Consider the following 16033-nt stretch of genomic DNA (forward strand, 5'->3'; position numbering starts at 1 on the left):
CGCATGCCCGGTATTATGAATGACCATTAAAACAGACGAACTCCGTACGACCTTATTGGCGAAAGTCATCTCACCTGCCCAACTGGCATCTGAGTACCCCTTAACTCAGGATGCCGCCGATTATCTGGTGCAACAACGTCGCGAAGTCGAAGCCATCATAGCGGGTGAAGATCAGCGGCTGTTGGTGATCATAGGCCCCTGCTCCATCCACGATACCAAGGCGGCGCTGGAGTATGCCGGCCGCCTGGCCAAGCTGCACCAGGAACTCAAAGAGGATCTCTGCATCCTGATGCGGGTCTACTTCGAGAAGCCACGCACCATAGTAGGTTGGAAGGGCTTGATCTCGGATCCGGATCTCGATGGCAGCTTCAGCCCCAACAAGGGCCTGCGTCTGGCGCGCCAGCTGCTGCAGCAAATTACCGAACTTAAACTGCCGATAGCCACAGAGTTTCTCGACATGGTCAACGGTCAATATATTGCCGACTTAGTCACTTGGGGCGCCATCGGCGCCCGCACCACTGAGAGCCAAATTCACCGCGAGATGGCCTCGGCCCTCTCCTGCCCGGTCGGTTTCAAGAATGGCACCGACGGCAATATCAATATCGCCGTGGATGCCGTGCGTGCCGCCAAGGTGCCGCACATTTTCTATTCGCCGGACAAAGACGGCGCCATGGCTGTGTATCGCACCCATGGCAACCCCTTCGGCCACATCATATTGCGTGGCGGCAAGACGCCCAACTACTTTGCCGCCGACATAGAAAAAGCCAGGGTACAGCTGGAAGCCGCGGGGATCTCCCAGCGCATGGTGGTGGACTTCAGCCACGGCAACAGCGAAAAAAATCATAAGAAGCAATTGGACGTCGCCGCAGACATCATGGCGCAGATGCGCAGCGGCAGCACAGCCATCGCCGGCATCATGGCGGAAAGCTTCATTCAGGAAGGCAATCAGAAGGTGGTTGCCGGTGAGCCCCTCTGCTACGGCAAGAGCATCACAGACGCCTGCCTGCACTGGGACGACTCGGAGAAACTGCTGCGGGACCTGGCCGCGGCATCGAGAGCGCGCCGCGCCTTGCTCGCAAAATAACCTTATTGCGGCACCCTGTTGCGGCCCTGCGCCGCTGCAGCATGGCTCTTCATATATGGCCTTGTACCCCATATAAAAAAGGCTTCCTTCGGGAAGCCTTTTTTATCCTCATACGGCGAATGAATTGCGCCAGGGAAGCCGACTCATTCGCCGCTCTCTAAGGCGCCCCTAGGGCAAGTTACAGAGGAAACGCCAACTGCCGCTGCTGCCCGGACTGTCCTGAGTCCACCACAGGGCCTCGAACACGGCGCTGGCATTTTTCATCCGATCGCCCGTGGCCGCATGGCTTGGATTGCCCTGCCAGTCTTTCTGGGGAAAATCCGGATAGGCAGGGATCAGACTCGCGTCTATGCCGGCCGCCGCACAACCATCCTCGGGTGGCGGGCAGGCCGCAGGCTCGGTATCACAGTCGGCCGATGGCAATTGCGGGCCGGCCCCCTCGCTGCCGAAACCATAGGTCTCACCGTTGAAACTCACACTGAAGTTCGACGGCATGGCCACGGGCAGGTAATACTTGATGCTGCCGGCAAAACTCGCGCCGGGCGCCAGGCTCTTCCAGCTCGGCAGGGTAAACTTGACCCTGTGGAAGTCCTTTTCCAGTCCGCCTATGTTGTTGCCGGCGGCGTTCGAGCCATCGGCCACCACGGTCAGCCCCATGCCGGACTCGTCGCTTATCACCGCCGAAGTGGCGGTGGCGATGTCGAACGCTATCTCGGCGCCGCCCGGAATGGTCACATGACTGTGATTGCTTATGGTCAGTGTCGGCGTGATGGGATAGTTGCTGTCACCCTGCTTGAAGCCCGAGAGGCTGGCACTCAAGTCCAGCGCCTGCTGCGGCCTGGGTTGATTGCTCAGCCGGTTGCCGTAGGGCGTGGCGGTGGCGAAGGCGTTATAGGCGATGCTGGTCATGGTATCCCCTATGTAGAATTCGCCCTGGCCGGCGTTGCGGCTCGGGTACCAGGCGAAGTCACCGGCCAATTCCCAGAACATCACCCCGCCTATGCCCTTGTCCAGCACATACTGCACCTTGCGGCCCATGGCTTGTTCATCTTCGGTCGACAGGAATACCTTCTTGAGCGGATTCCATAACCAGGACGACTCGGCCACGGCATCGTAATGACGCTCATAGGTGCCGGTCAGCCTATCCGACGGCAAGCTGGGATCCAGACCATAGTCGGCCAGGTAACTGCCGCTGATCCCCTGCTCCAGGTTCTTGGCATGCCACATGGGATTGGATCCGGCGAACATCTCGGCGCCATGAATATCGAGATCGTGCCACAGGTTGTCTATCCCCTGGGCACCATAACCACAGTTTGCGGTGCCATCCCCGGTCCCCGTAGGGCAGGCCGTCTGATCCGGGTAGGCCGCCAGTCCCCATAAGCCGTTGGTGCCACCGCTGACATTCTGCCAACCCCGGGTGTAGTAAGGAATGCCTATGTTGATCCGCCCTGCGGGCATGGCCCCGCGGAAATAATGGTAGGCCCAGTCGGTGTTGAGATAGCCTATCCCTCCATACTGCACAGTGCTGTACACATCCCAGAAGGCCAGCTCGGCATCGCTGCCTGTGTCGAACAGGGCGGCATTATGGCCGACGAAGTCGTTCCAGGCACCGTGCAGGTCATAGCTCATGATGTTGACGTAATCCAGGTAACGCGTCATCTGGTACGCCTCCATCCCCCGCAGCAGGTAACCCGAGGCCGGCGCGGCGACCGTCAGCATGTAGTGCCTGCCGTCGGCCAAGCCTGCGGCGTCGAGCCTCTCGCGCAGTGTCTGCATCAGCGCATCGTATTGCTTGAACAGACTGGCGCGCAGGGGCTCGGACACGGCGAAATCGTCCGGATTGCCCGACTTGGCCATGGAGGTCGCATATTCATAGTCTATGTCGGCACCATCGAAGCCATAGGTGCGCAGGAAGGCAACCACAGAATCGGCGAAGGTGTCCATGCCCTGCTGGGTCTTGGTCATCTCATAGAAGCCCCCGCTGGCCACCCTGGCCCCAGTGTCATCGAAATAGCCGCCGGTTTCGGCCCAGCCACCGATGGAGATCAGTGTCTTGACGTTCGGATGCAGTTTCTTGTACTTGTTCAGCAGGTTGAAGTGGCCCTTGTAGGCGTAGGTCGGGTCCATCTCGGCGCCCGCGACCCCGTCCCAGGTCATGCCGGTGGCGGCATTGTCTGGACTGGCGGGATCGCCGACTGAGATGTGATTGCTCGCATCTATGTGGGCGAAGGCGTAGTTGATATGGGTGATCTTGTCCCAGGGTATGTCCTTGGCCAGATAGGCCGCCTGATGGTTTTTCCCTGTGCGCCAGGAGGTGAAGTAACCTATGATGCGCCGCGCATGATCCGCGCCCATCTTCTCGCGGCCGGACTCGTCATACACCAGGCAGTAACGCGAGTTGCCGAGCAGGCCTTCGGGGCGACAGGCTTCATCGTCACCCGTCTGGGTTCCGGCAAATCCCGTCAGCGCCGTCGACAGACTGCTGGCCCCCTGGCTATCCACAGCCTCGGCCTGCAGCCGCAGCGGCCCGGCGCTCGGCGCGGTGTAACTGGCGCTGTAGGGAGCACTGGCATCTTCGCCTATCAGTTCACCATTGACCCAGAAACGCACGCCGGCAAGCTCACCCTCGGGATCGCTGGCCTCGGCCGTCAATGCCAGTGGAGTGTTCAACGTCAGGACAAAGTTATCCGCCGGCGCCGTCAGGCTGACCCTCGGCGCCTGATTGCCTATGTTTGCCGTGAGCTTGATGGGTTGGGACACGCCGCTGGCCTCGTGGCTGTCATAGGCCTTGGTCTGCAACAGATACACGCCGGCGCTGGCCGCCTGCCAATTGAAGCTGAAGGGGGCACTGCTATCGGTCGCCACCAGCAGGTCGTTGACCCACAACTCGAGCTTCACCAGGGTATCGCCCGCATCCGGGTCGCTCGCCGATGCCATTATGGTCACCTCATCGCCCACTAAGACAGCGCTGTCATTTTGTGGTGAAACAATGGCAGTCACCGGCGGCAAGTTTGACCCGCTGCCGCATTCCCCCAGCGTCTGCCACACGCCCCACTGGCCGGTTTGGGCCGGATTTTCATTTGTGGTCCACCATTGGTTTCGATACAAGATGTCCAGGTAAGTCACGTCCGTCGGAACGGCATAGACTTGTGCCGCCGACCAGGGCGCGGCGTCGCTGCAGTCGACTGCGGCGGCATGGGCATTCGATCCCATGGCCAACAAGGCCAGCCCGAGGGCCGTCGCGAGCGGCGAGCGCCAGCCGGCATTGGCTTTCATATCACTCATGAGTAAATTCCTTTTTCGGTATTGAAGTTAATGTCGCCAATCCCCTGTGCCGGAGACGGGCTCCGGCAGCGACCAAGGCCAGTGATTAAGACCAGTGACGACCCTAACAACTTACGCTCATGTTTAAAATTTGTTAATAGCCAGGATATATTTTTAAGTGAATGCTTATAACAAAAGGATGAACGGGCACAATAATGGGTCTGGGGTAAACCGCTGACGCAAGCCGAGGCCGAGGCCGAAAGCCTGGCCGGCAACCCCAGATGCGGCACGCGCCGCGACATGACTATCATAATGGCGCCAAACTGCGTACAATACGCGCCCTTGTTTAGCCGCATAACCTCAGGTTGCCGTATGTCCTTCACAGAAACCCCAAGCCACTATTCCGACGCAGTGAGTCAACGCATCGAAGACTCGGAAGCCAGGGTGATCAAAGCCGTGTTTCCTTCGATCACCAACCACCACAACACCCTCTTCGGTGGCGAGGCCCTGGCCTGGATGGACGAAACCGCCTTCATCGCGGCGACACGTTTCTGCCGCAAGACCCTGGTTACCGTCAGCTCGGACAGGATAGACTTCAAGAAGCCGATCCCTGCGGGCAGCCTGGCGGAGCTGATCGCCCGGGTGATCTATGTGGGCAACACCTCACTCAAGGTCGAAGTGAATATCTTCGTCGAAGACATGTATCAAGATCACAGGGAACACGCCATCCGCGGGGTATTCACCTTCGTGGCCGTGGACGAAGACCGCAATCCTACCAAGGTGTGGACTCAGGAATAGCAGCCTTAGTCCGTATGCTCCCGGAACCGGCGACAGGCTAGGTCGCAGCACTCGCTGCGGCCGCCAAGCCCGACTCACATGAGCCGCCCTTGATATTAGCCGCCCTTGGTATAAGCCACTCTTGATATAAACCCTTCTTGATATAAGCCGTTCTTTATATAAAAAAAGAAATCGCCAAGTACATAAATAAAGCGATAGGCTCGGCAATTACTTTTCTGTTACATTGTTTCATCTTCACGCGCCACTAACCTAAATTATATAAAGCCATGAAGTTTGAAAACCTGACTATTATCATCGCAGACGACCACCCTCTGTTCAGAAATGCCCTGCGCCAGGCGCTCGGCATGGCCTTCAGCGACACCCTATGGTTCGAGGCCGACAGTGCCGAAGCCCTGCAAGCCGTGCTGGACCAAGCCGCTGCTTGCGACCTTATCCTGCTGGATCTGCAGATGCCGGGCTCCCATGGTTACTCGACCCTGATCCACCTGAGATCCCACTACCCCGACTTGCCCGTGGTGGTAATCTCGGCCCACGAAGACATCAACACCATCAGCCGCGCCATACATTATGGCGGCGCCGCTTTCATCCCCAAGTCGGCCTCGATGGACACCCTGGAAGCGGCGCTGACCGCCGTACTCAGTGGCGACATCTGGCTGCCGCCGGGGACAAACATCATCCCCATAGAAGATGACGCGGTTGATCAGATGGCGAGCAAGTTGTCGGACCTGACCCCGCAGCAATACAAGGTGCTGCAGATGTTTGCCGAAGGCCTGCTCAACAAACAAATCGCCTACGATCTCGGGGTATCCGAAGCCACCATCAAGGCCCATGCCACGGCGATATTCCGCAAACTCGGGGTACGCAACCGCACCCAGGCGGTGATCGCGCTGCAGCAATTGGGAATGGATAAGCGCGAGCTGAGCTGATATTAACCAGCCAACAGAAAAGGCAGCCATGGGCTGCCTTTTTCGATCCCCTGGCTCATGCCGGCCAGGCTCTTGGCTAGAAATACAGGCTGTGAAACGTCAGATGCTGCTCGATGAAGCTGGCGATGAAGTAGTAGCTGTGGTCGTACCCAGGCTGCAGCCTGAAATCCAGCGGATAGCCCTTGTGCCCGGCAATCTCCACCAGCTGTTGGGGCCTGAGCTGCTGCTCCAGGAAGGTGTCTGCATCGCCTTGATCTATCAGTATCGGCACCTCGCTCACCGCCAATTTCAGCAATTCGCAGGCATCGTATTGCCGCCAATGCTCACGATTCTCTCCCAAGTAAGCGGCGAAGGCCTTCTCACCCCAGGGGCAGGCCATGGGATTGGCTATGGGACTGAAGGCCGAAATTGAACTGTACCTGTGGGGATGGCTCAGGCCTATTACCAGGGCGCCGTGACCGCCCATGGAGTGGCCGCTTATCGCCCTTTGCCCTGTCACCGGGAAATGGGCCTCGATCAGCGCCGGCAACTCATCCACCACATAATCGAACATATGGTAATGACGGTTCCAGGGGGCACGGGTGGCATTGAGGTAAAATCCCGCCCCCAGGCCGAGATCGTAGGCCTTATCGGCGTCATCCGGCACCCCATCGCCACGTGGGCTGGTATCCGGGGCGACTATGGCCATGCCCAGTTCCGCGGCCATGCGCTGGGCGCCGGCCTTCTGCATGAAGTTCTCATCCGTGCAGGTCAGGCCCGACAGCCAATAGAGCACGGGCACGGGCTTCTCGGCGGCCTGGGGCGGCAGGTAGATGGCGAAGCGCATCTCACAGTCGAGCACCCTGGATTGATGCTTATACTGCTTATGCCAGCCGCCGAAGCTCTTGTTACAACTGATGTTTTCTATGGTCATCTGCTCTCCTTTCGGGCCCTTGGGCCCACGGATCTTCTCGGCTTACTTATCGAAGTGGATCACGCTGCGAATGCTCTTGCCCTGATGCATCAAGTCGAACGCCTCGTTCACCTGCTCCAAGCCCATGGTATGGGTGATGAAGTCATCCAGCTTGAACTCGCCGGCAAGATATCGCTCGACTATGTGCGGCAACTCGGAGCGGCCCTTGACGCCGCCGAAGGCCGTGCCCTTCCACACCCGCCCTGTGACCAGCTGAAAGGGCCGGGTGGAGATTTCCTGCCCGGCACCCGCGACGCCTATGATCACCGACTCGCCCCAGCCCTTGTGACAACATTCCAGCGCCGAGCGCATCACATCGACATTGCCTATGCACTCGAAGGAATAGTCGACGCCGCCGTCTGTCATGTCGACGATAACCTCCTGGATCGGCTTGTCGAAGTTTTTGGGATTGATGCAATCGGTCGCACCGAGTTTTTGCGCCAGTTCGAACTTAGACTCGTTGATGTCTATGACCAGGATGCGGCTCGCCTTGGCCATGGTCGCCCCTATCACCGCCGAGAGGCCTATGCCGCCCAGGCCGAAGATGGCCACAGTGGCGCCGGCTTCCACCTTGGCTGTGTTCATCACGGCGCCCATGCCTGTGGTCACGCCGCAGCCCAGCAGGCAAATTTCTTCCAGCGGCGCGGCCTTATTCACCTTGGCCAGGGAAATTTCCGGCAATACCGTGTATTCGGAGAAGGTCGAGCAGCCCATGTAGTGGAAGATGGGCTGGCCGTCTTTGTAGAAACGTGTGGTGCCATCCGGCATCAGCCCCTGCCCCTGAGTGGCACGGATCTTCTGGCATAGATTGGTCTTGCCCGAGAGGCAGAACTTGCACTCGCCGCATTCCGGGGTATAGAGGGGGATCACATGATCGCCCACCTGCACGCTGGTGACCCCCTCGCCTACCCGCTCCACTATGCCGCCGCCCTCGTGGCCCAGAATGGCCGGGAATACGCCTTCGGGATCGTCACCGCTCAGGGTGAAGGCATCCGTATGGCACACGCCGCTGGCCACTATGCGCACCAGGACCTCACCCGCCTTGGGCAGCATCACGTCCACTTCTTCTATCTTCAGGGGTTGACCCGGGCCCCAGGCCACAGCGGCTCTGGATTTAATAAATTGAGCTGTCATTGCGCACTCTCTCCTTGTTGAGAAATCTCTAGGGCATAGCACCGGCTGTAAGCCAGGCGGCAGAGATCCGATGCGCCTATTGTATTTACTTCCCATAGATTGATAATCTAGCCACAAGACAATTTATTTTTACTGAGTGGTAACAATGTACCTCTGGGAAGGCATAAGCGAATTTGTCGCCGTCGCCGAAAACGAGAGCTTCACCCTGGCGGCCAAACACCTGGATATCTCCACCGCCCATGTCAGTCGCCGGGTCGCGGCGCTGGAGAATCGCCTCGGCACCAAGCTCTTCTACCGCACCACCCGCAAGGTATCGCTCACAGAAGAAGGCGGCCTCTATTATCGCCATTGCCGTCAGTTACAGACGGGGCTGGAAGAGGCCGAACGCGCCATCACCAGCTTGAGCGGTACCCCCCAGGGGCTGGTCAAGTTGACGGCCCCCGTGGCCTACGGCGAGAAATACATAATGCCGCTGCTCAGCGACTTCATGGTGCGCTACCCCAGCATAGAGCTGAGCGTGGATCTGACCAACCGCACTGTCGATCTGGTGGAGGCAGGCTACGATCTGGCGATCCGCCTGGGGAAACTGGCCGATTCCAGCCTGGTCGCCAAGCCCCTGAGCGCCAGGACCCATTATGTGTGCGCCGCCCCCGCCTATCTGGCGACCTATGGCGAGCCCCATTCACTGTCCGAACTGGGCCGGCACAATTGCCTGATCGGGAATCACAATTACTGGCGCTTCATCGACGCCGGCAAGGAGCGCAACATCAAGGTGCGCGGCCGCCTCGCCTGCAACAGCGGCTATGCCCTGAGGGATGCCGCCATCAAAGCCATAGGCCTGGTGCAGCTGCCGGACTATTATGTGGATGCAGACTTACAAGCCGGCCGCCTGGTGTCCGTGCTCGACGGCTATCGCGAGGCCAAGGAAGGCATCTGGGCCCTGTATCCGCAGAACCGTCACCTGTCGCCCAAGGTACGTTTGCTGGTGGATTTTCTGGCCCAGCGACTGGCGGAACAGGATGCTGCCAGGCCGAACACGCCGCAACAGGCCCAATGAGGCCAAGACTCAAGCCAACAAGGACCAGCCATGACAGAGTTACCCTTTTCCCAAGCCTGTGAAAACAACAAGGCGCCGATTTTATCCGCCTTGACGCCCCTGCTCGCCGACAGTCGCCATGTACTGGAAATCGGCAGCGGCACGGGACAACACGCAGTGTACTTCGCCAGGCACCTGCCCGGGCTGCGTTGGCAACCGAGCGATCAACTCCAGTACCTCCAGGGGCTCAGCGCCAGATTGCGCCGGGAAGCGACCAGCAATGTCGCGCCGCCGCTGCAATTGGATGTTCTGGCTCCCTGGCCTGTCGCCGCCCTCGCCGAGCCCATAGACGCCATCTTCAGCGCCAACACCCTGCATATCATGAGTGAAACCATGGTCGAGGCCTTTTTTGCCGGCATAGGCAATTACCTGCACTCGGCCGCGCTGCAACTGCTCGTCTACGGCCCCTTCAATTACCAGGGGAAATTTACCAGCGACAGCAACGCCGACTTCGATCTCTGGTTGAAACGCAACAATCCTGAGAGTGGCATTCGGGACATAGAATGGATCACCGACCTGGCCGCGGCCCAGGGGCTGGGGTTGGTGCAAGATCTGGCCATGCCGGCCAACAACCGCCTGTTGCACTTCAGCCGAGCCCATGCCGGCGGTTTGCAGCGTTTATGACGGCTAATACCTCGCCCTGAAATGCCATTCCCCCTCGGCGACCTCATTTCTCACCGCTTGCCGGATGGAAGCGTCAATTTGCGGCGAGTCGATGTCATAGAGTCCACACAGGGCAAATGCCTTGCGCATATTGATGGAACGCCCAAGGTATTCATACACCACCCTGGCACAGATGGGCATACGCTCACCACTGCCGCTCACCCCGATTTTCAGCCCCTTGAGCTGAGATATTCTATTCTTGAAGGTCGGGAATAAGATCGTTTGCGAAATCTCATGCCCGGTCAGGGATTCGTAATCCAGCATGAAAATACGGTCGACCAGAAAGTGAGCCATGCCCAGGTAGCGACAGTGATACACCTTCTTATGGGGAAATTCGATCATCCTCTCCATGCGCTGATAGTAGATCTGCTGTGCCTGCTTTTCGAAACAGACCAAGGTTCGCAACAATTTTCCCGGGTGCGCCATGGAGAGATAATATTCAAAGTAAAACCCCAAATACCTTTCCAGCTCGCGGGTGCCGGCGGCTTGTAATCTCTGCATATGGGATAACTCAGGCAGCGGCGCGGCCTGCGGCTGCTGTTCCCGCGGTTTGACCTGCACCAATAACTTGAATTGATTGTGGGGAAGCAGGGCTTCAAATTCTTCGATACCGAAAAAATTGCAGATCCGCAGCATGGTATTGGCACCGGGTTTATGCTGGCCACTGAGGTAGCGATTGAACTGGGCCCTGTTGAGTGCCAGGCGGCGACAGACTTCGGCAATGGACTTGTGGTAGCTGCACAGCAGTTTCAGGTTGCTGGCAAAATCGGTAGTTTGAGACATAGGGCTTCCTCACGACGGGTCGCCCATATTAAGCAATTCCCCCGGGCAACTCAATCGAACGTCAGACTCGCTTTGACGCCATAACAGCGCCAAAATGCACCAGGCATTGGCAAGTTCCGCATCAGATATATGCCTGTCAGCAAATGTTGTTTCCCCAGAGGATCTGCTTCAATAGCCCATGGCACCAAGCCGGCGGCCGGCGCCTATGCCATGGTGCGGCCAGATTGCAACCTGAGATGGAAATCCAAGCATGACAACACGTATAGAACAAGACTTACTCGGCGAGATGGCGCTCGATAACAATGCCTGGTACGGCATTCAAACCCAACGCGCATTGGATAACTTTGCCATTAGCGGCACCCGGATAGGCGAGTTTCCCGACTTGGTGACTGCGCTGGCCATGGTCAAGGCGGCCGCCGCCGATGCGAACCTGAGAGTGGGCTATTTAACCAAAGACAAGGCCGATGCCATCAAAGCCGCCAGCCAAGAGATCATCGAGGGTAAGTATCACGAGCAGTTTGTGGTGGATGTCATTCAGGGCGGGGCCGGCACCTCAACCAACATGAATGCCAATGAGGTGATCGCCAACCTCGCCCTGGCCAAGCTGGGCCATGAGAAAGGCGCTTATCACCTGTTGCATCCCAACGACGACGTCAATCGTTGCCAGTCAACCAATGATGCCTATCCCACGGCGGCACGCATCGCTATCCAGCTGTCCGGCGATAAGTTGATAACGGCGATCACCGGGCTGAAGCAAGCATTCGAAGCCAAAGCCGATGCCTTCTTCGATGTGATAAAGATGGGCCGCACGCAACTGCAGGATGCGGTGCCCATGAGCCTGGGCCAGGAGTTTATGGCCTTCGCCATCAATTTGGATGACGAGATCGCCAGGATACGCCAGGCCAACACATTACTCTGCCACGTCAATCTGGGGGGCACCGCAATAGGCACGGGCATCAACAGTCACAGTGATTACGCCCAGGCCGCCATCGACAGCCTGGCCAGGCTAGCCAACAAACCCCTGGTACAGGCGCGCAACCTGATTGCTGCCACCTCGGACATGGGCGACTTCGTGTATTACTCCGGGGTCCTGAAGCGGCTGGCGGTTAAGCTGGGGAAGATAAGCAACGATCTGCGTTTGCTGTCGAGTGGCCCCAGAACCGGCTTGGGTGAAATCACCCTGCCGGCCATGCAGCCCGGGTCGAGCATAATGCCGGGCAAAATCAACCCTGTCATTCCTGAAGCCGTCAACCAGAGCGCCTATCAAGTGATAGCCAACGATCTGGCCGTCACGCTTGCCGCCGAGGCAGGACAATTGCAGCTCAACGCCATGGAACCGCTGATCATTTACAACATTTTGAATTCAATGAAAATATTGGTCTCAAGTTGCGACATGCTCGCCAGCCGTTGCGTCCGGGGGATCACGGCCAATCGCAGCCGTTGTCGGCAACTGGTCACGGACAGCATAGGCACTATTACCGCCTTGGTGCCTGAGATAGGTTATGGCAATGCCTCGGCCATCGCCAAACAGGCGATGGCCGAAAACAAGTCCGTCGTAGAACTGGTATTGCACTGCGGCTTGTTGAGCCAGGAGCGGCTCGAAGCCCTGTTGGATCCCGCCTCCATGCTCCAGGTTGCCACCTCGCCAAGATAAGCCCATGTCGGACAGGCAAAGGTATTGCCCTACCGACGGCAGCTATGCTCAGGTTTATGGGCTTTACCTTTTGTGGCTGGTATTTTCGCGAGTGTCAGCTTGGTAGCTTGGCATGGCTGCGGCTATCTGTGGTCGGCGCTTAGTTCACATGGGCGGATTTAATGGATGAACCGATAAGCTCTTCGTAAATCTCCTGCTGCCCCGCAGGGATCAGCTGCCTGAGTACCTCTTTACGCTTGGCTTCATCAAATAAGCGTTCTGCCACCCAACCTATCAGGTACACAGAAGACAGACAGCCTCCCGCCGTTGCGATATTCCCATGAACGACAAGCGGCTTATCCTGGACAGCTACGCCCATAGACACCAGCCCGGCTTTGGCGTCTGGATGTGTCGTCGCCGATATCGCCTCCAGCAATCCCAGTTTTGCCAGGATAAATGAACCGGCACAGATTGAACCTATCAGCTGGGTTTCAGGGTTCAAATGAAACGCATTGATGAACTCCTGGTCTTCGATTGCGGCCGGCACACCGAGATAACCACTGGTGAATAACACCACATCCGCACCGTTAGCCTCAGAAACATGGCCATGGGTTTTGACCTGCATGCCCAAGGTGGATACATGGTCACTCTTGGTGCCAAGCACTTTGACTCGCCAGTCGGTCTTATTCCTTCCCAAAATGTCCCACATCAAGAAAAAATCCAGGTCGGTAAACTCATCGAATATAACAATGGCGACGCTTATCATTAGAAATCCTTTTATCGGAGGGCCGGGCATGGAACGCTCGCCCGGGGAGCCGGCGCTTCAAGCCTTCCGGCTAAACGCGCATGCCCATGCTCATGCTCAGTTTCGCTGTTTCAATAACAGTTACGCTATTTCAATAACAGTTTCGCTGTTTCAATAACAGCGAAACTGGCCATCAAAGCCACGGTGGGATACCACATAAATCTGCTGACAACTGAGCGGCATTAACAGAAATATAACACTGTTATTAATGAGTTAGCCTAAAATAAACACATCAGAATGGCAAGCTGAAAGCCGCTGTCCGTATGAAACCCGGTACCGGACCTAGCGGCTATTCCCAGTCGCAGCCCTGGCGGTCAACAAGCCGTAGATAGTCAGTAGTAGTGCCAGCATTATGGTGACGCCACAGAGTTGCAGTATGCCGGTGACGAGCGGGTGATCCATCCCATGGGGCGGCGGGAATTTTTCACTCAGGGTCGGCATGAGTTTCGATGAGTAGCCTATGAAGGCGCCGACCAATCCGGCCAGACCATTGGTCCAGGTGCCCAGTTGCAGCGTGACGAACCAGAGCTTCAGGGCCATGGCGCCCAGGCCGAGCTCTTTGACCAACAGCCCCAGGACTATCATCAAGACCCCGTTCGCGGTGAACTCTATATGAGCCATGACTATGCCGCGAAACCATTGCACTGCGTCCGGCGGGATGAAACCGACCACACAGCCGAATGTCACCTGGATCACCCCCAGCACCAAGGTCCAGTGGCGGAGCTTGGATTTCAACTCTGGCATGTTGGTCATGACTCTGTTCTCCTCGACTCACCCTAAGTCCGGCTTGATGGCGACATCTGCCTGGGCGCGGGCTGCCTCTGACTAAAATGGGCCAGTCCCGGGACTGACGCTTGCGGCATGCACTCCCGCAAGACGCAGGGACAGAGCAGCCATGGAGATCCAAGTATAGCCAGCCCTGAGCCGGAGGCTGTACGAGCCGGAGCCCCATTTGGCTCGCTCACTAGCCCTGTCGCATAGCCCTGCCACCTAGCCCTCTCACATAGCCCAGTCATCAGCTCACTCACGACTGAGCGCCGGCGATAAAACCGCCAGGCCGATTGAGTGGATATTTCCTGCTTGTGCTAAACCTTTATCTTAGGAGTCCCGTCCCGGTCGGTTTTCAGCACTTGCGGCGAGTGGAGAGCGGCTCGTTGGCATACTCCCTGACACAAGGAATAAGAATATGTGCACAGCTAAGATGCTAGGAGCTTGCTTGCTGCAATCGACCATACTCGCTGCTTGTATGCCGCTGGCGGCCCAGGCCAAGAGCTCGACCGAACAACAGGGAGAGAGCTTACGACTGGCGATCCCGGCGATCGCCCTGGGCGCAACCCTCTTCTACGAGGAAGGTTACGATGGCAGCCTGCAATTCTTCGAATCCCTGGCCACCAATGAACTCACCACTTATGCGCTCAAGCAGGCAATAGATACCCGCCGACCCAATGGCGATTGCTGTAATTCCTTCCCTTCGGGTCACGCCTCGACCGCCTTCATGGGAGCGGCCTTCATCCATAGGCGCTACGGCTGGGAGTACGCGGTTCCCGCTTATCTGGGCGCCGCCTATGTCGGCTATACCAGGGTCGACGCCGACAAACACTACACCCGGGACGTCGTCGCCGGCGCTGTGATAGGCATAGCGAGCAGCTTCTATTTCACCGAGCCATATGAAGGGGTCAAGATCACTCCCTATGCCGCCGACGGCAGCTACGGCATCATGTTCAGCGGCCACTGGTGAGTCGCCGCCCATTGAGCCGCCGGCTCGGGCCGCGAGGCCATTGGGCGACGCCAATCGAAAATTTCATGCAGATGCCCCTTATCTCGGCCGGTGAAACTTTGTAAGCTAGGCGTCAGGGATCTGCCAGGCTTGAGGGCCATATATGCTTGCTATCACGAATAAAAAACACACCAACGGCTTGGATTATCTCGATATAGAGACAGATTTATGCAAGGCACGCATTTTTCTGCAAGGCGCACAAATCGACTATTTCCAGCCCAAGGGCAAGCCGCCGCTGCTCTGGGTATCGAGCGCCGATGACTACCAACCGGGCAACGGCATCCGCGGCGGCATCCCCATCTGCTGGCCCTGGTTCGGCATGCACCCGAATCCGGATTTTCCCCAGCACGGCATCGCCCGCACCCGCATCTGGACATTGGCGTCGATTGAGATGCGGGCGCAACAGCTTGAGTTGCGCTTCGAACTGGCCCTAGACGAGCAGGACAAGCGCTTCTGGCCCCATGACAGCCGCGTCTCTGTGCTCTTCAGTCTGGGAGACAGCCTCAGCGTCAGCCTGAACAATCACAACACGGGCAACCGCCCCATCAGCCTGACCCAGGCACTCCACAGTTACTTTCCCATAGGCGACATCCACCAGTTGCGCGCCAGCGGCTTCAGCGGCGCCAAATACATAGAATTTGGTGCCGGCCCCTACCCCCAGGAGGATGACACTGTGACCTTCGAGCGGGAAACCGACAGGGTCTACACGGACCTGGGCGAGGTGCAGTGGCTGCATACCCCCAATGGCACCATAGAAGTGGCCAGGGAGCATAGTCACTCGGCCGTGCTGTGGAATCCCTGGATAGCCAAGTCACAACGCCTGAGCCGCTTCAACCCGGATGACTACCTGGGCATGGTCTGCCTCGAAGCCGCCAATGTGCTCGACGACGGCCTCACCCTGGCACCCGGCGAAAGCCACAGTCTCATCACCCACATCCGCTGGTGGGAAAGCCACTAGGCTTACAGGCATGAGCCAATGATCGGCGGTATGCCCAAGGCGGCCGCCGGTGCTTTTTGTCCCGCATCCCCCCGAGTGCCCCGATAAGTTACCCTCCTCTGCATAGGCTATCCCCGGCTGGCATGATAAGCTTCAGATATCGATTCAAGGACATACACTC

General features: G+C 57.9%; 14 protein-coding genes. 8 read left to right on the plus strand and 6 right to left on the minus strand.

What is annotated here, in order from left to right; all coding sequences use genetic code 11:
- The first annotated feature begins 19 nt into the window (after nucleotides 1–19).
- Complete coding sequence (locus HC757_RS03525; protein WP_169562928.1) at nucleotides 20–1084, plus strand: 3-deoxy-7-phosphoheptulonate synthase; 1065 nt, start codon at nucleotides 20–22, stop codon at nucleotides 1082–1084.
- A gap of 168 nt (nucleotides 1085–1252) precedes the next feature.
- On the opposite strand, the gene HC757_RS03530 is transcribed toward HC757_RS03525, so the two are convergent.
- Nucleotides 1253–4360: a glycosyl hydrolase family 18 protein gene (locus HC757_RS03530; RefSeq protein WP_425313949.1), complete on the minus strand. Its 3108-nt coding sequence runs from the start codon at nucleotides 4358–4360 to the stop codon at nucleotides 1253–1255.
- A gap of 360 nt (nucleotides 4361–4720) precedes the next feature.
- On the opposite strand from HC757_RS03530, the gene HC757_RS03535 reads away from it, so the two are divergent.
- Both HC757_RS03535 and HC757_RS03540 read left to right on the plus strand, forming a co-directional pair.
- Entirely contained in the window at nucleotides 4721–5146 is a 426-nt protein-coding gene (locus HC757_RS03535) for an acyl-CoA thioesterase (RefSeq protein ID WP_169562930.1), read from the plus strand.
- 266 nt (nucleotides 5147–5412) lie between these two features.
- Nucleotides 5413–6072, plus strand: coding sequence for a response regulator transcription factor (locus HC757_RS03540; RefSeq protein WP_169562931.1), 660 nt, complete (start codon nucleotides 5413–5415; stop codon nucleotides 6070–6072).
- 76 nt (nucleotides 6073–6148) lie between these two features.
- Here HC757_RS03540 and fghA read toward each other — a convergent pair whose 3' ends face one another.
- Complete coding sequence (gene fghA / locus HC757_RS03545; protein ID WP_169562932.1) at nucleotides 6149–6985, minus strand: S-formylglutathione hydrolase; 837 nt, start codon at nucleotides 6983–6985, stop codon at nucleotides 6149–6151.
- Between the two features lie 42 nt (nucleotides 6986–7027).
- Nucleotides 7028–8158, minus strand: a complete 1131-nt coding sequence (locus HC757_RS03550) for an S-(hydroxymethyl)glutathione dehydrogenase/class III alcohol dehydrogenase (RefSeq protein ID WP_169562933.1) — start codon at nucleotides 8156–8158, stop codon at nucleotides 7028–7030.
- Between the two features lie 145 nt (nucleotides 8159–8303).
- On the opposite strand from HC757_RS03550, the gene HC757_RS03555 reads away from it, so the two are divergent.
- Nucleotides 8304–9215, plus strand: a complete 912-nt coding sequence (locus HC757_RS03555) for a LysR family transcriptional regulator (RefSeq protein ID WP_169562934.1) — start codon at nucleotides 8304–8306, stop codon at nucleotides 9213–9215.
- A gap of 30 nt (nucleotides 9216–9245) precedes the next feature.
- Entirely contained in the window at nucleotides 9246–9878 is a 633-nt protein-coding gene (locus HC757_RS03560) for a DUF938 domain-containing protein (protein WP_169562935.1), read from the plus strand.
- Between the two features lie 3 nt (nucleotides 9879–9881).
- Here HC757_RS03560 and HC757_RS03565 read toward each other — a convergent pair whose 3' ends face one another.
- Nucleotides 9882–10700, minus strand: a complete 819-nt coding sequence (locus HC757_RS03565) for a helix-turn-helix transcriptional regulator (protein ID WP_169562936.1) — start codon at nucleotides 10698–10700, stop codon at nucleotides 9882–9884.
- Nucleotides 10701–10950: 250 nt separating this feature from the next.
- Here HC757_RS03565 and HC757_RS03570 point away from each other — a divergent pair, with 250 nt between their 5' ends.
- Nucleotides 10951–12354 carry an aspartate ammonia-lyase gene (locus tag HC757_RS03570; protein WP_169562937.1) on the plus strand — a complete coding sequence of 468 codons (1404 nt, stop codon included), beginning with the start codon at nucleotides 10951–10953 and terminating at the stop codon, nucleotides 12352–12354.
- 139 nt (nucleotides 12355–12493) lie between these two features.
- Here HC757_RS03570 and HC757_RS03575 read toward each other — a convergent pair whose 3' ends face one another.
- Entirely contained in the window at nucleotides 12494–13099 is a 606-nt protein-coding gene (locus HC757_RS03575; protein ID WP_169562938.1) for a DJ-1/PfpI family protein, read from the minus strand.
- Between the two features lie 321 nt (nucleotides 13100–13420).
- Nucleotides 13421–13891, minus strand: a complete 471-nt coding sequence (locus HC757_RS03580; RefSeq protein ID WP_169562939.1) for a hypothetical protein — start codon at nucleotides 13889–13891, stop codon at nucleotides 13421–13423.
- A gap of 463 nt (nucleotides 13892–14354) precedes the next feature.
- On the opposite strand from HC757_RS03580, the gene HC757_RS03585 reads away from it, so the two are divergent.
- The gene (locus HC757_RS03585; protein ID WP_244623087.1) at nucleotides 14355–14876 is read left to right on the plus strand and encodes a phosphatase PAP2 family protein; all 522 of its coding nucleotides are present in this window, start codon (nucleotides 14355–14357) and stop codon (nucleotides 14874–14876) included.
- A 142-nt stretch (nucleotides 14877–15018) separates the two neighbouring features.
- Nucleotides 15019–15873 (plus strand): D-hexose-6-phosphate mutarotase, encoded by an 855-nt coding sequence (locus HC757_RS03590; RefSeq protein ID WP_169562940.1) that lies wholly within the window; start codon nucleotides 15019–15021, stop codon nucleotides 15871–15873.
- Nucleotides 15874–16033 lie beyond the last annotated feature (160 nt).

The sequence above is a fragment of the Shewanella salipaludis genome (assembly GCF_012911865.1).
Taxonomy (GTDB): domain Bacteria; phylum Pseudomonadota; class Gammaproteobacteria; order Enterobacterales; family Shewanellaceae; genus Shewanella; species Shewanella salipaludis.

Coding starts and splice junctions, on each gene's coding strand:
- HC757_RS03525 (WP_169562928.1), top strand. CDS start 20: ATGACCATTAAAACAGACGAACTCCGTACGACCTTATTGGCGAAAGTC.
- HC757_RS03530 (WP_425313949.1), bottom strand. CDS start 4,360: ATGAAAGCCAATGCCGGCTGGCGCTCGCCGCTCGCGACGGCCCTCGGG.
- HC757_RS03535 (WP_169562930.1), top strand. CDS start 4,721: ATGTCCTTCACAGAAACCCCAAGCCACTATTCCGACGCAGTGAGTCAA.
- HC757_RS03540 (WP_169562931.1), top strand. CDS start 5,413: ATGAAGTTTGAAAACCTGACTATTATCATCGCAGACGACCACCCTCTG.
- fghA (WP_169562932.1), bottom strand. CDS start 6,985: ATGACCATAGAAAACATCAGTTGTAACAAGAGCTTCGGCGGCTGGCAT.
- HC757_RS03550 (WP_169562933.1), bottom strand. CDS start 8,158: ATGACAGCTCAATTTATTAAATCCAGAGCCGCTGTGGCCTGGGGCCCG.
- HC757_RS03555 (WP_169562934.1), top strand. CDS start 8,304: ATGTACCTCTGGGAAGGCATAAGCGAATTTGTCGCCGTCGCCGAAAAC.
- HC757_RS03560 (WP_169562935.1), top strand. CDS start 9,246: ATGACAGAGTTACCCTTTTCCCAAGCCTGTGAAAACAACAAGGCGCCG.
- HC757_RS03565 (WP_169562936.1), bottom strand. CDS start 10,700: ATGTCTCAAACTACCGATTTTGCCAGCAACCTGAAACTGCTGTGCAGC.
- HC757_RS03570 (WP_169562937.1), top strand. CDS start 10,951: ATGACAACACGTATAGAACAAGACTTACTCGGCGAGATGGCGCTCGAT.
- HC757_RS03575 (WP_169562938.1), bottom strand. CDS start 13,099: ATGATAAGCGTCGCCATTGTTATATTCGATGAGTTTACCGACCTGGAT.
- HC757_RS03580 (WP_169562939.1), bottom strand. CDS start 13,891: ATGACCAACATGCCAGAGTTGAAATCCAAGCTCCGCCACTGGACCTTG.
- HC757_RS03590 (WP_169562940.1), top strand. CDS start 15,019: ATGCTTGCTATCACGAATAAAAAACACACCAACGGCTTGGATTATCTC.